The 12,731-nt window shown below is 68.3% G+C and carries 14 protein-coding genes; 9 read left to right on the forward strand and 5 right to left on the reverse strand.

Annotation, left to right across the window (positions count from 1 at the left end):
• The first annotated feature begins 44 nt into the window (after positions 1–44).
• The 4 genes from CNR27_RS05730 (at position 45) to CNR27_RS05745 (ending at position 4,393) form a co-directional block, all read left to right on the forward strand.
• On the forward strand, positions 45–1,583 hold the full coding sequence (locus CNR27_RS05730) for an efflux RND transporter periplasmic adaptor subunit (protein ID WP_096297331.1): 1,539 nt from the start codon (positions 45–47) through the stop codon (positions 1,581–1,583).
• A complete protein-coding gene (locus tag CNR27_RS05735) occupies positions 1,580–2,335 on the forward strand; it encodes an ABC transporter ATP-binding protein (RefSeq protein ID WP_096297332.1) in 756 nt (251 codons plus the stop codon). The genes CNR27_RS05730 and CNR27_RS05735 overlap by 4 nt, the downstream gene beginning before the upstream one ends.
• Complete coding sequence (locus CNR27_RS05740) at positions 2,332–3,567, forward strand: ABC transporter permease (protein WP_096297333.1); 1,236 nt, start codon at positions 2,332–2,334, stop codon at positions 3,565–3,567. The genes CNR27_RS05735 and CNR27_RS05740 overlap by 4 nt, the downstream gene beginning before the upstream one ends.
• A 166-nt stretch (positions 3,568–3,733) precedes the next feature.
• Entirely contained in the window at positions 3,734–4,393 is a 660-nt protein-coding gene (locus CNR27_RS05745) for a C40 family peptidase (RefSeq protein WP_199730906.1), read from the forward strand.
• A 55-nt stretch (positions 4,394–4,448) separates the two neighbouring features.
• On the opposite strand, the gene CNR27_RS05750 is transcribed toward CNR27_RS05745, so the two are convergent.
• The 3 genes from CNR27_RS05750 to CNR27_RS05760 form a co-directional block, all read right to left on the reverse strand.
• Positions 4,449–4,943 (reverse strand): hypothetical protein, encoded by a 495-nt coding sequence (locus CNR27_RS05750; protein WP_096297335.1) that lies wholly within the window; start codon positions 4,941–4,943, stop codon positions 4,449–4,451.
• A 222-nt stretch (positions 4,944–5,165) separates the two neighbouring features.
• The gene (locus tag CNR27_RS05755) at positions 5,166–6,398 is read right to left on the reverse strand and encodes a S8 family peptidase (protein ID WP_096297336.1); all 1,233 of its coding nucleotides are present in this window, start codon (positions 6,396–6,398) and stop codon (positions 5,166–5,168) included.
• Between the two features lie 426 nt (positions 6,399–6,824).
• Complete coding sequence (locus CNR27_RS05760; protein ID WP_096297337.1) at positions 6,825–7,535, reverse strand: SGNH/GDSL hydrolase family protein; 711 nt, start codon at positions 7,533–7,535, stop codon at positions 6,825–6,827.
• A gap of 213 nt (positions 7,536–7,748) precedes the next feature.
• On the opposite strand from CNR27_RS05760, the gene CNR27_RS05765 reads away from it, so the two are divergent.
• The 5 genes from CNR27_RS05765 (at position 7,749) to CNR27_RS05785 (ending at position 11,232) form a co-directional block, all read left to right on the forward strand.
• Positions 7,749–8,129, forward strand: coding sequence for a diacylglycerol kinase (locus tag CNR27_RS05765; protein WP_096297338.1), 381 nt, complete (start codon positions 7,749–7,751; stop codon positions 8,127–8,129).
• 52 nt (positions 8,130–8,181) lie between these two features.
• Positions 8,182–8,961 (forward strand): TerC family protein, encoded by a 780-nt coding sequence (locus tag CNR27_RS05770; RefSeq protein WP_096297339.1) that lies wholly within the window; start codon positions 8,182–8,184, stop codon positions 8,959–8,961.
• A 4-nt stretch (positions 8,962–8,965) separates the two neighbouring features.
• The gene (gene lgt / locus CNR27_RS05775) at positions 8,966–9,862 is read left to right on the forward strand and encodes a prolipoprotein diacylglyceryl transferase (protein ID WP_096297340.1); all 897 of its coding nucleotides are present in this window, start codon (positions 8,966–8,968) and stop codon (positions 9,860–9,862) included.
• 1 nt (position 9,863) lies between these two features.
• The gene (locus tag CNR27_RS05780) at positions 9,864–10,658 is read left to right on the forward strand and encodes a thymidylate synthase (RefSeq protein WP_096297341.1); all 795 of its coding nucleotides are present in this window, start codon (positions 9,864–9,866) and stop codon (positions 10,656–10,658) included.
• A gap of 91 nt (positions 10,659–10,749) precedes the next feature.
• Complete coding sequence (locus tag CNR27_RS05785; RefSeq protein ID WP_425435511.1) at positions 10,750–11,232, forward strand: dihydrofolate reductase; 483 nt, start codon at positions 10,750–10,752, stop codon at positions 11,230–11,232.
• A 233-nt stretch (positions 11,233–11,465) separates the two neighbouring features.
• Here CNR27_RS05785 and CNR27_RS05790 read toward each other — a convergent pair whose 3' ends face one another.
• A complete protein-coding gene (locus CNR27_RS05790) occupies positions 11,466–12,317 on the reverse strand; it encodes a symmetrical bis(5'-nucleosyl)-tetraphosphatase (RefSeq protein WP_096297343.1) in 852 nt (283 codons plus the stop codon).
• The gene (apaG, locus tag CNR27_RS05795; protein ID WP_096300347.1) at positions 12,317–12,700 is read right to left on the reverse strand and encodes a Co2+/Mg2+ efflux protein ApaG; all 384 of its coding nucleotides are present in this window, start codon (positions 12,698–12,700) and stop codon (positions 12,317–12,319) included. Before apaG ends, CNR27_RS05790 begins: the two co-directional genes overlap by 1 nt.
• Positions 12,701–12,731 lie beyond the last annotated feature (31 nt).

The raw sequence follows: 12,731 nt of genomic DNA on the forward strand, positions 1-12,731 counted from the left end.
GCCTGGTGCGTTAGCGTGTGCAGTCGTCACTCCAGACCTGACCCATGTCGAAGAGCACCAAGCCCCGCCGTCGCGCCGTGCCGCGATTCGTTCCCGTCCTCCTGATCGCCGCGGTCGCTGCCGGCGGCATGTGGTGGTGGTCGCAGCGCACGGCCGCAGGCGGTGAGGACGCCTGGCGCACGACGCCGGTCGAGCGCGGCGACATCCGCGTGGTGATCTCGGCCACGGGCACGCTCAGTGCGACTTCGACGGTGACCGTGGGCAGCCAGGTCTCCGGCCAGATCACCGAGGTGCTGGTGGACTTCAACGACACCGTCGAGCAGGGCCAGGTGCTGGCCCGCATCGATCCGGCGACCTACCAGGCGCAGATCGAGCAGGGCTCGGCCCAGATCAACAGCGCCCGCGCCGCATTGGCGCAGGCCCAGGCGGCATTGCGCAATGCGGAGCTGGATTACGAGCGCAAAACCGCGCTGGCCGGGCAGCAGCTGGTCGCGCGAAGTGATGTCGACCTCGCGCGCACCGCGCTCGAGCAGGCCCGCGCGCAGGTACGTTCGGCGCAGGCGCAGATCGTGCAGCAGACCGCCTCCACCCAGACCTCGCGCATCAACATGGAGCGTACGGTGATCCGCTCGCCGGTGGACGGCACCATCCTCACCCGCTCGATCGAGCCCGGGCAGACGGTCGCGGCGAGCCTGCAGGCGCCCGAGCTGTTCACGATCGCCGAGGACCTGCGCAAGATGCGGATCGAACTGGCGGTCGACGAGGCCGACATCGGCCAGGTGCAGGTGGGCCAGGCCGTGACGTTCACCTCTGACGCGTTCAACGACCGGCGTTTCAGCGGCACCGTGGAGCAGGTCCGGCTGGCGGCGACGACGACCAACAACGTGGTGACCTATCCGGTGGTCGTGGCCGTCGACAACGCCGACGGCACCCTGCTGCCCGGGCTGACGGTCAATGCCGAGATCGAAGTCAGCAATCGCGAGAATGTGCTGAAGGTCGCCAATGCCGCGCTGCGTTATCGGCCGGCCGATGCCGCCGACATCCCGGCTGCGCAGCCTGGCGGCGGTTCGGCGCCGCGCGGCGGCGGCCTTGCCGACGACCTGGCTGCCGCTGCCGCCGCCATGCAGCTCGATGCACGCCAGCAGGCGGCGTTCGACAGCGCTTTGGCGACGATGCGCGAAAGCCAGCAGGCGGCGCGCCCGAGCGGGCAGGGCGGCCAGGGGGGTGGCGGGCGTTCCGGCGGTATGCCGGCCGGTGGTCCACCGCCCGGCATGCCACCGGGCGGCAGCGCCCGCAGCGATCCCGGCGTCCAGGCGCAGATCCGCCAGCGGATGATGGATCGCTTCCAGCAGACGTTCGCCGAGTTCACCGCAACGCTCGATGCGACGCAGCGCGCGCAGTGGAACCGGACGCTGGCGGCCACCGTCGGCGCGACCCGCGTGACCATCTACCGCCTCGTCGGAGGTCGCCGCGAAGCTGTACCGGTGCGACTGGGTGCCAGCGACGGCAGCGCGACCGAAATCGCGGGCGCGGTGGCCGAGGGCGACCTGATCGTCACCGGCGAGCGCGCGGCCGCCCGATGAGTGCGTCCACGCCGCCGCCCGTGGTCCGGCCGCCGGTCATCGAGACCCGCGCGCTGGAGAAGGTCTATTCGGCCGGGACCGAGGCCGAGGTCGTCGCGCTCAAGGGCGTGGACCTGACGATCGCGCACGGTGAGTTCGTCGCGATCATGGGCCCGTCGGGTTCGGGCAAATCGACGCTGATGAACCTGATCGGTTGTCTCGATACGCCGACCGGCGGCCAGTATCTGTGCGATGGCATCGACGTCGCCACGCTCGACCGGGAGCAACTGGCCGAGCTGCGGCGGGACAAGATCGGCTTCGTCTTCCAGGGCTTCAACCTGTTGCCGCGTATGAGTGCGCTGGAGAATGTGGCGATGCCACTGGGCTATGCACGCGTGCCCCACGACGAACGCGCCGGCCGGGCGCGCGACGCGCTGGCAGCCGTAGGCCTGGCGAACCGCGGTGGCCATCGGCCGAGCGAGCTGTCCGGTGGGCAGCAGCAGCGCGTGGCGATCGCGCGCGCGCTGATCAACCGTCCGCCGGTCCTGCTGGCCGACGAGCCGACCGGCGCGCTCGACACGAAGACCGGCGAGGAGATCCTCGCCCTGTTCAAACGCCTGTGCGTCGAGGGACATACGGTGGTGCTGATCACCCACGATCCCGACATCGCCGCGCATGCCGATCGCACGATGGTGATGCGTGACGGCGAGCTGCACGAGGAAGGCCCCTTCGATACCCGCATCGCGCAGGCGTCCGCCGGAGTCACGCCATGACCTATCTCGACGTACTGCGCACGGCGATCTTTGCACTGCGCGGCAACTGGATGCGCAGCGCCCTGACGTCGCTGGGCGTGATCATCGGCATCGCTGCGGTGATCGTCATGGTGTCGGTGGGCCAGGGCACGCAGGCCGAGATCGATCGCATGGTGTCGGGGCTGGGTTCGCAGCGGCTCGACATCTCGCCCGGTTCGCGGCGTACCACGGGGGGCGCGCGCCAGGCCAGCAGCAGCTTCTTCACCCTGAGCGAGGGCGACGCCGAGGCGATCCGCGAAGAGATTCCGGAAGTGCAGCTGGTGTCGGGCTCGCTGCGTGGCAACAGCCAGATCGTATTCGGGGAGAAAAACTGGGCGAGCACCTGGCAGGGCGTACAGCCCGACTTCTTCGAGATCAACGGCTGGACGATCGTCGAAGGATCGGGGTTCGAGCCCCACGACTACAGCGGCGCCGGCAAGAGCGTGATCATCGGCGAGACCGTGCGCCGCGAATTGTTCGGCGAAGACAGCGGCGTCGGGCAGACGGTGCGGATCGGGCGCACGCCATTCACCGTGGTCGGCGTGCTGAACTCCAAAGGCCAGGGCGGCTTCGGCCAGGACCAGGACGACGTGATGATGGTCCCCCTGGAAACCGGTCGTCGCCGGCTGCTCGGGGCGATGGGCCTGCCGGCCGGGGCAGTGATGCAGATCGCACTCACGGTCGCGAACGCCGACGACCTGCCCTACGTGCAGGGCGAGGTCGAAGCCCTGCTGCGCCAGCGCCATCGCATCGCGCCCGGCGGCGAGGATGACTTCGCCGTGCGCAACATTTCCGAGATCGTCGCCACGCGGACGGCGACTACCCGGCTGATGTCGCTGCTGCTGGGCGCAGTCGCGACGATCTCGCTGATCGTCGGCGGCATCGGCATCATGAACATCATGCTGGTGTCGGTGACCGAGCGGATCCGTGAGATCGGGCTGCGCATGGCGGTCGGCGCCGGGCCGACCGATGTCCGTCGCCAGTTTCTCGCCGAGGCGATGCTGCTCTCGCTTGGCGGTGGTGTGCTGGGCATCGCGATCGGAGTGGGCGGCGCCCTGCTGGTCGGCCATTTCAGCGACCTGCCGACCGCGCTCAGCAGCCAGGTGGTGCTGCTTGCTGCGGGATTCTCGGTCGCCACCGGGCTGTTCTTCGGCTATTACCCGGCGCGCAAGGCGTCCCAGCTCGATCCGATCGAGGCGCTGCGCCAGCAGTAACGGCGCGTCGTCTGCTCGGTGAGCGCCGTGCGCTGAACAGGTGCGGCCGCCGACCTAGGGTCGCTCCCAGATTGAGCCGCGCGCCGGGCAACGCGAAGGTGGCGTATCGGCCGCGACCGCGCACATGCGCGTCGCGGCCCGCAGCTTCCGCTCTGGAGACGATGCAATGACCGCAATTGCAGGTGGCACCCACAACATCGCCTGGGGAGACACCCTCTCCGGGCTCGCGGCCCGGTATGGCACCTCCGTCGACGCCCTGATGGCGGCAAACAGCAAGATCAGCAATCCTGATCTGATCTACGCAGGCGACACCCTGGTGGTGCCCGGCGCGGCCGGCGCAGGCCGGGGCGCGCCGGCCGATACCGTTGCCGGGCCCGGCGCGGTGGGAGGTCCCGGAACGGTCACCGGCAACAATGCCGCCGCGATCGCCGAGCAGTTCATCGGGCGCAACGCAGGCGAACTGAAGTACAGCGACGAGCTGCCGATGCAGTCCTGGGTACCCAACAACGTCAACTGCGCCAACTTCGTATCCGCCGTGCTGCAGAAGGCAGGCCTGATCGAACCGGGGCAGGCCAGCGCATCGGTCGACCAGCTCGCCAACAATCTCAAGGGGGACGGGTGGCAGACCGTCTCGCTGCAGAACGCGAAACCGGGCGACGTGGTGCTGATGCAACGCGATGGCCAGTCGCACGTCGTGCTGTTCGCCGGCTTCGACAATGGCCGGCCGACCTTCATCGGCTCCAACAACGTCAATGCCGACGGCTCGCAGCGGGTGAGCTGGGGTGGCGCGTCGGGCAACTACGAGATCATCACCCCGTCACGTTGACCGACGGGCGTCGAACCAGAGGCCGGCCTTCGCCGGCCTTTTTCGGGTTCGCCGGTCAGAAGCCGAACAGCTGACGCGGCGCGGCATGCGCCTGTGGCCACGTGAGCCAGCTCACGTCCGATGGCCCGATCGAGTGATCGACGAGAGTCCATTCCACCGTCTCGCCATCGCCAGCCTGCGCGCTCGGGACATCTGCACCGCCCGCAGCCTCCGCGACGTCGAGCACGCGCTCGGGCGCGTCCGGTGCGGCATCCTCAGCCGCAGGGGCGGTCGCCTGCAGCAGGGCCACGTAGACATCCGACATCCCGCCCGCGGCAGCGCGCTCGGCATAGGGCGTGCCTGCGTAATCGGGACGTCCGCCATCGGCCCCATGCATCGTGCCCTGCAGGAAGGCCCATTGGCCCAGGCGGTCCAGGCGTTCCACCTCCACATGGATGGCGTCGCCGAATCGGGCCCGCACCGGCTCGGTGGCTGCCTGCAGCAGTGCTTCGTAGCCGGGATCCCCCGGCCGTTGCGGCGACACGGTGGACTGGGCGAATACAGGCTGCATGACGGCTCCGAGTAGCAACGCAGCAAGGGCTGCGGGAACAGGATGGCGCATCGACGACTCCAGCGGAAAGCCAGGTGGGATGCAGTGTGGCCCGACGCGGATTTCCGGACGGTGAAACACGCGGGTGGCCACGCAAGCTGCAGCGGGTGCGCTGGCCGCGCGATCGAACCCCCAACGCGACGAGGGCGCCCCGGTCGGGACGCCCTCGAACGATCACGACGCTCAGCGGGTATAAAGCAGGCGGTTCGGCGAGCCCGAGCCGACGCCGCTCAGCCGGTTCGTCGTCGCATTGCTGTAGAGCCAGTTGCGTACCGTGGCCGGCGAAGCGGACGGGTTGTTGGTCAGGTACAGCGCCGCCGCACCCGCGACATGGGGCGACGCCATCGACGTGCCACTGATGCTGTTGGACGCCGAGGTGCTGGTGTGCCAGGCCGAGGTGATGGCGCTGCCGGGCGCGAAAATGTTCACGCAGCTGCCGATATTGGAGAACGAGGAGCGCGCGTCGGTCCGCGTGCTCGAGCCGACGGTCACCGCATTGGCCACGCGCGCAGGCGAGTAGTTGCAGGCATTGGCGCCGTTGTCGTTACCCGCGGCGACGACGACGGTCACGCCACTGCTGATGAGGTTGTTGGTCGCGGTGTCGGTCGCGGACGATGCGGGTCCGCCCAGGCTCATGTTCGCCACGGCCGGCAGCACACGGTTCGCACGGACCCAGTCGATGCCGGCGATGATCGTCGAGTTGGAGCTTCCCCCCGAGCAGCCGAACACCCGGACCGGCACCAGCCGCACCTGTTTGGCGACGCCCCAGGTGGTGCCGCCGACCGTGCCCGCGACGTGCGTGCCATGCCCGTTGCAGTCGTTGGTGCCGCGTCCGTCGTTGATCGCCGAATAGCCCGAGAGCAGGCGCGAGCCGAACTGGGTGTGCCCGGCGCGGATGCCGCTGTCGATGATGTAGGCGCGCACGTTCGCGGCCAGCGGGGTGTAGATGTAACTGCCATTGAGTGGCAGGTCGCGCTGGTCGACCCGGTCCAGTCCCCAGGTCGCGCCGGTCTGGGTGGCCGACAGCTCGATGTAGCCGTCTTCCTCGACGAACTCGACACGGGGATCGTTGAGCAGGCGCGCAAGCTTGCGCTCGTCGGCATCGACGACCATGCCGTGCAGGGCGTGGGTATAGAGCTGGCTGACCGGCAGGTCGTAGCGGGCGGCGATGTCGACCACGCGCTTCTCCACCTCCGCAGCGATCGCCGCATCTGCCGAGCCTGCCAGGGCCTTGTCGAGACGACCCGCCTGGCGGTCTGCATCGACCTGTTCTCGGATGTCGCCGCTGTTGAAGACGACGATGTACTTGCCGGGGATGGCGTTCTCGACCTTGCGCAATTCCGCGGCGAAGGCGGGCGCGGCGAGCACGGCGGACACGGCGGACACGGCGAGGGCGAGCAGATGCTTGCGGATCATGGCTGGGTTCCTTGACGAAGTTGGTCTGTCGGCGGTTTTTCCCTGTTCCTGCAGTTCAAGGCACGCGAATGCATACCGGTCCGAGGACGCTGGCGGGTGCGGCGCCGACTGTCAATGAACGGGGAACCCTCCACACGCCATGCCCTTTTGCACTGTGCGGCGGGACACGGAAATCGGGCTGTAATCGTTTCAAGTGCTGACGCGACTCATTCCCAGTGCGCAGCGCCGATGGGCGAGCCACCTCTGGAGGCGCGCGTATGCCTGGCGCTGAAGGCCCGCCCGTTCTCGCCCGAGCACATTTTCCGGCGATTCCCCCGACCCCCGACCACGGCGCGCGGTGTGGCCCTGCTTCACAGCCGCAGTCGCGGTCGACCCCGGCCTTTTGCTGGTCGCTGTGATCCTGCTGTCAGCGTGCCGCGACCGCCGTCAGCGCAGCAGATAGGGGCCGATGATCTCGCGCCACAAGGCATAGCCCGCGGCGTTCATGTGCAGGCGATCGGCGATGAAGAGTTCTTCGCGCGGCAGTCCGTCGGCGCCCAGCATCGGCGTGAACACATCGATGTAGGCGATGTTGCGCTGGCGCGAAGCCCAGGTGCGCAGCGCCTCGTTGGTCTCGCGCTGGAACCCGAGCAGGTGCACTCTCGACGGGCTCGGCTTGATCCCGAGCAGGGCGACCGGCGTCCCGGGCAGGGCCGACTGGACGCGGGCAACGAATGCCCGGGTATCGGCGACGACCTGGGCCGGCGTGCGGCCTTCGGAGATGTCGTTGTCGCCGGCATAGAGCACGATCTGGCGCGGCCGATAACGCAGGGCCACTTCCTCGGCGTACCAGACCGCATCGCGAACCTGGGAGCCCCCGAAGCCCCTGTTCAGCACGGTGACGCCCGGGAAATCCCGCTTGAGACTCTCCCACATGCGCACCGACGAACTGCCCGTGAAGACCACGGGCCGCGCGGGCGGCGGCGTGGCGACGTCCTCGGCGGCGAATCGCGCCATGTCCGTGGCCCATTCGGGCGACGACACGGGATCCAGCGGGGCTTGGACCACGTTGCGCCCGGCGCAGCCGGCCAGCAGGCCCAGAACGATGAGCGCGGCGGCCAGCACGGCGCGGGCTGCAGGGAGATGTTGCGTGCGCATTGCAGAGTCTCCGGATCGGTCGCCACGCCAGTTCAACAGCCACGGACGGGCGATGCAAACCGCGAGCGGCCGACGTGGCGCCGTGGACGTGTCAGAATTGGCGCTTCACGACTGTATGCGCGGTCCCCCATGTCACCGACTGTTGCGCGGCCCGTGTCGGGCCGTTTTGGCGTCCGCGCCCCGTGTCGCGCTCCGCCGGAGGCGCGGTGACCGATGGCGGACGGAATCGGTCATCGGCCACGCGGTCTGGGCCGCATCTTCCGGGCGACGGTCTGGTCGTGGCAGGGATTGCGCGCGGCCTGGCTGCACGAGTCTTCGTTCCGGCTCGAGGTCTACCTGCTGGTGGTGCTTGCGCCGCTGGCACTGTGGCTGGGCGCCAATGGACCGGAGCGCGCACTGTTGCTCGGCAGCTGCCTGCTGGTGCTATCGGTGGAACTGCTCAATTCGGCGATCGAGACCGTGATCGAACGCTATGGGCCGGAGCACCACGAGCTCGCGGGCCGGGCCAAGGACATGGGTTCGGCCGCTGTGTTCGTCGCGATGCTCAACGTACTGGTGGTGTGGGGCCTGATTCTGCTGCCGCGTTGGCTTTGAGCGCGACAGACTGCCCCGCACCGATGGAAACACAATCGAGGACCTCTTCCCCATGATGGAATTGCTTACCGACCCGCAGGTCTGGATCCTGCTGATCACCCTCAGCGCGATCGAGATCGTTCTGGGCATCGACAACCTGGTGTTCATTTCGATCGCCGTCGCCAAGCTGCCCCTGGAACAGCGCGAGTTCGCGCGCAAGTTCGGCATCGCCGTTGCCTGCGTCACCCGCATCGGCCTGCTGCTGATGCTCGCGTGGCTCGCAGGGCTGACCGATCCGCTGTTCGCCGTATTCGGACGCGGCATATCGGTGCGTGATCTGGTGCTGATCCTCGGCGGCCTGTTCCTGATCGTGAAGGGCGCGATGGAGATCCGCGAGCAGCTCAAGGGCGAGGACGGTGAAGCGCACGGCACGCTCGGCAAGGCGACCGCGTCGTTCGGCACGGTGATCGCGCAGATCGCGGTCATCGACATCGTGTTCTCGCTCGACTCGGTGATCGCCGCGGTCGGCATGGCCGGCGACTACGTGCCGGTGATGGTCTGCGCGATCCTGCTGGCGGTGGCGGTGATGCTGGTGGCCGCGCAACCGCTCGGCAAGTTCATCGACGCGAACCCGACGGTGAAGATGCTGGCGCTGGCCTTCATCGTGCTGATCGGCGCGTACCTGCTGCTCGATGGCGTGGGCGTGCACATTCCCAAGGGCTACATCTATGGCTCGATGGGGTTCTCCGCCGCGGTCGAGCTGCTGAACCTGTGGGCCAAGCGCAACGCGATGCGCGTGCGCGGCGAGCGCACGCCGCCGGTGGATGAGCCCACCGACCCGATGCCGCGCTGATCCGATGACGATTCTCCACCAGATCGATCCGATCGCCCTGCAGCTGCCACAGATCGGTCCCTTCCAGCCCTCGGTGCACTGGTACGGCGTGATGTACCTGCTGGCCTTCGCCAGTGCGTGGCTGCTCGGGCGCGCGCGGATCCGCGCCGGCCGGTTGCCCGGCGTGGACGAGGAGGCCTTCGGCGACCTGCTGTTCTACGGCATCCTCGGCGTGATCCTCGGCGGCCGCATCGGTTACGTGCTGTTCTATGCGACCGGCGAGCTGCTGGCCGACCCGCTGATGCTGTTCAAGGTCTGGGATGGCGGCATGAGCTTCCACGGGGGCCTGCTGGGCGTGCTGGTGGCGGCATGGCTGTGGTCGCGCCGGCAGCGGCTGCACTTCTTCGACGTCATGGATTTCGTCGCTCCCCTGGTGCCGCTGGGCCTGGGCCTGGGCCGGATCGGCAACTACATCGGCGCCGAGCTGTGGGGCAAGTACACGCAGGCCGGCTGGGGCGTGGTGTTCCCGACCGACCCCGTGTTCCGCGGCTGGTCCGCCGAGCGGCTGCAGGCCGAGTTCGCGGCCGGCGCGCTGGACCAGTTCGCCCGGCATCCCTCGCAGCTCTATCAGGCCTTCCTCGAGGGCGTGGTGATGTTCGTGCTGGTGTGGGGGTTCTCGCGCCGGCCGCGCCGCCGCTACGCGGTCTCGGGCCTGTTCGCGCTGCTCTACGGCGTCTTCCGGTTCCTGGTCGAGTTCGTGCGTGTGCCCGATGCCGACCTCGGCTATCTGGCCTTCGGCTGGTTGACGATGGGGCAGGTGCTGTCGATGCCGCTGATCGCATTGGGTCTGTTCCTGCTGTGGCGTTCGCGCACCGCACCGGTGTTGCTGCCGGTGGTACCCGCGACGGCGAAGGTGGACTGACGTGCAGGCGTATCTCGAGCTGCTGCGCCACGTACTCGAACACGGCAACGACAAGGCCGACCGCACGGGCACCGGCACCCGCAGCGTGTTCGGCTGGCAGATGCGTTTCGACCTGGCGCAGGGCTTCCCGCTGGTCACGACCAAGAAGCTGCACCTGCGCTCGATCATCCACGAGCTGTTGTGGTTCCTGCAGGGCGACACCAACATCGAGTATCTCAAGGCGCACAAGGTCGGCATCTGGGACGAATGGGCCGATGCCCACGGCAATCTCGGCCCGGTCTACGGCAAGCAGTGGCGGCGCTGGACCGGCAGCGACGGCCGCGAGATCGACCAGATCCGCTGGGTCGTCGACGAGATCCGCCGCAACCCGGACTCGCGTCGGCTGATCGTCAGTGCCTGGAACGTCGCCGATCTCCCGGACATGGCCCTGATGCCCTGTCACACGATGTTCCAGTTCTACGTGGTCGACGGAAAGCTCAGCTGTCAGCTCTACCAGCGCAGCGGAGACATCTTCCTCGGGGTGCCGTTCAACATCGCCAGTTACGCGCTGCTGACCCACATGGTTGCGCAGGTGACGGGGCTGGGGGTCGGCGATTTCGTGCACACGCTCGGTGACGCCCACCTCTACTCGAACCACTTCGAGCAGGCGCGCGAGCAGCTCGCACGTGCGCCCCGGCCGCTGCCGACGCTGCGCCTGAACCCCGAGGTGACCGATCTGTTCGCGTTCCGCTTCGAGGACATCGCGATCGATGGCTACGACCCGCTGCCGGCGATCAAGGCGCCGGTCGCGGTCTGACGCCGACAGGCAACAGCAGATGGGCGATCCCGGCCAACAGCCTCATGAAACGGGCGATGCCTACACGCGCCGCGCGGCGCCGCGCGTCGTGCTGGTCGCCGCGCTCGACCGCAATCGCGCGATCGGCCGCGGCAATGCGATGCCCTGGCACCTGCCGGACGATTTCCGGCACTTCAAACGACTGACGCTCGGCAAGCCGGTGCTGATGGGCCGACGCACCGCCGAGGCGATCGGCCGCGCCCTGCCGGGACGGACCAACCTGGTGCTGACGCGCAGCGGCCGCGTGCCCTTCGAGGGCATGCAGGCAGTGGCCACGCTGGACGCGGCGATCGCGATCGCAGAGGGTCAGCGCGCTGCGGAGTTGTGCGTGATCGGCGGCGGCGAGGTCTACGCGCTGACGCTGCCGCATGCAGACGTGCTGCAACTGACCCATGTCGACACGATCGTGGAGGACGCGGACGCGTTCTTCCCCGCCTGGGACGCCTGCCAGTGGCGCGAGGTCTCGCGCCAGATGCATGCAAGCGACGCACGGCACGCACATGCGTTCGAGTTCGTTGAATATCGGCGGCGTTGACGGGGCCTGATCACAAGCCACGCACGTCAGCGCTCGCGACGCGCGCCAATGCCTGCCGGCACCGTCGTGTGACGCAGTGGGTCGGGAGCGTCGTGGTGCCGTCGATTGACGAGCGGTCGGCGAGTCACCGGGCGTGTGGCGAATGCGCCGACGCGCCCTGGGTCAAGCGCTGCCGGCGCGAGGGCGGATGCTGATGAAATGCGGCCGCTCGCGGGACTGCGGCGCGGGTTGACTCAGTCGTGTCCCTTGCGTGGCGGCAGGCCGGAAACGTCGCGGCCCGGCACCTGCACCACGCGCAGGGTTTCGGCGTCGAGCTGAAGCGCGGTGAGCTTGCCGCCCCACACCGCACCGGTGTCGAGTGCGTGCACGCCGTGGCCGATGAACAGTCCCAGCGTCGACCAGTGGCCGCAGGCGATCTTGAGATCGCGATCGGCGCGGCCGGGCACTTCGTACCAGGGGTAGAGGCCGGGCTGCTGGGTCCCGGGCTTGCCCTTTTCGTCAAAGGCGATACGTCCACGCGGGGCGCAGTAGCGCATGCGCGTGAAGACGTTGATGATCGCGCGGTCGCGGTCATGGCCGGTGAGGTTGGGTGACCATGCCGGTCGATCGCCGTACATGTTGCGCAGCAGCTTGCGATAGCCCTCGCCGCGGAGCTTGTGTTCGACCTCGCGCGCGTGGCGCTGGGCGAGCTCGACGTCCCAGCGCGGCGCCAGGCCCGCGTGCAGCATCATCCAGCCCAGTTCGCGGTCCACGTGCAGCAAGGGGCAGGTGCGCAGCCAGTCGAGCAGCACGTCGCGATCATGGGCGAACAGTACGCCCTGCAGGTCCGAGTTGACCTTGCGCTGGTCTTCCTCCCGGCGCTCGGCGATCGCAAGCAGCGACAGATCGTGGTTGCCCAGCACGCTGACGACGTTTTCGCGCAGCGAGTGCACCAGGCGCAGCGTCTCGATCGATTCGCCGCCACGATTGACCAGATCGCCGCAGAACCACAGGCGGTCGACCGCCGGGTCGAAGCGGATCGCTTCGAGCAGCCTTTGGGTGGGGCCGTAGCAGCCCTGCAGATCGCCGATCGCCCAGATCGCCATCAGTGCAGGGTTCGCGGGATCGACAGCGTGAACGGCGGAATCGGAGCGTCGAAATGCGCGCCGTCGTCGCCCATCATGTCGTACGAGCCTTCCATTGTTCCGACCGCGGTGGAGAGCACCGCGCCGGAGGTGTAGATGAAGTCCTCGCCCGGCTCGAGCCGCGGCTGTTCGCCGACGACGCCGTCGCCGTGGACTTCCTCGGTCTTGCCATTGGCATCGGTGATGACCCAGTGGCGCCCCAGCAGCTGCGCCGGCAGGCGACCGACGTTGCGGATGCGGATCGTGTAGGCGAAGACGTAACGGTCGTCATCGGGCTGCGATTCCTCATCGAGGAATCGCGTCGCGATCTGGATTTCCAGTGTGTAGTCGGCAGTCTCGTCCATGTCGCGCACAGTGTATCCGGAGGCCATGAAT

The organism is Luteimonas chenhongjianii (genome assembly GCF_002327105.1).
Lineage (GTDB): Bacteria > Pseudomonadota > Gammaproteobacteria > Xanthomonadales > Xanthomonadaceae > Luteimonas > Luteimonas chenhongjianii.

What these genes read in the sequence shown, in the direction of transcription:
- CNR27_RS05730 (WP_096297331.1), top strand. Translation starts at nt 45, where the DNA reads ATGTCGAAGAGCACCAAGCCCCGCCGTCGCGCCGTGCCGCGATTCGTT.
- CNR27_RS05735 (WP_096297332.1), top strand. Translation starts at nt 1,580, where the DNA reads ATGAGTGCGTCCACGCCGCCGCCCGTGGTCCGGCCGCCGGTCATCGAG.
- CNR27_RS05740 (WP_096297333.1), top strand. Translation starts at nt 2,332, where the DNA reads ATGACCTATCTCGACGTACTGCGCACGGCGATCTTTGCACTGCGCGGC.
- CNR27_RS05745 (WP_199730906.1), top strand. Translation starts at nt 3,734, where the DNA reads ATGACCGCAATTGCAGGTGGCACCCACAACATCGCCTGGGGAGACACC.
- CNR27_RS05750 (WP_096297335.1), bottom strand. Translation starts at nt 4,943, where the DNA reads ATGCAGCCTGTATTCGCCCAGTCCACCGTGTCGCCGCAACGGCCGGGG.
- CNR27_RS05755 (WP_096297336.1), bottom strand. Translation starts at nt 6,398, where the DNA reads ATGATCCGCAAGCATCTGCTCGCCCTCGCCGTGTCCGCCGTGTCCGCC.
- CNR27_RS05760 (WP_096297337.1), bottom strand. Translation starts at nt 7,535, where the DNA reads ATGCGCACGCAACATCTCCCTGCAGCCCGCGCCGTGCTGGCCGCCGCG.
- CNR27_RS05765 (WP_096297338.1), top strand. Translation starts at nt 7,749, where the DNA reads ATGGCGGACGGAATCGGTCATCGGCCACGCGGTCTGGGCCGCATCTTC.
- CNR27_RS05770 (WP_096297339.1), top strand. Translation starts at nt 8,182, where the DNA reads ATGATGGAATTGCTTACCGACCCGCAGGTCTGGATCCTGCTGATCACC.
- lgt (WP_096297340.1), top strand. Translation starts at nt 8,966, where the DNA reads ATGACGATTCTCCACCAGATCGATCCGATCGCCCTGCAGCTGCCACAG.
- CNR27_RS05790 (WP_096297343.1), bottom strand. Translation starts at nt 12,317, where the DNA reads ATGGCGATCTGGGCGATCGGCGATCTGCAGGGCTGCTACGGCCCCACC.
- apaG (WP_096300347.1), bottom strand. Translation starts at nt 12,700, where the DNA reads ATGGACGAGACTGCCGACTACACACTGGAAATCCAGATCGCGACGCGA.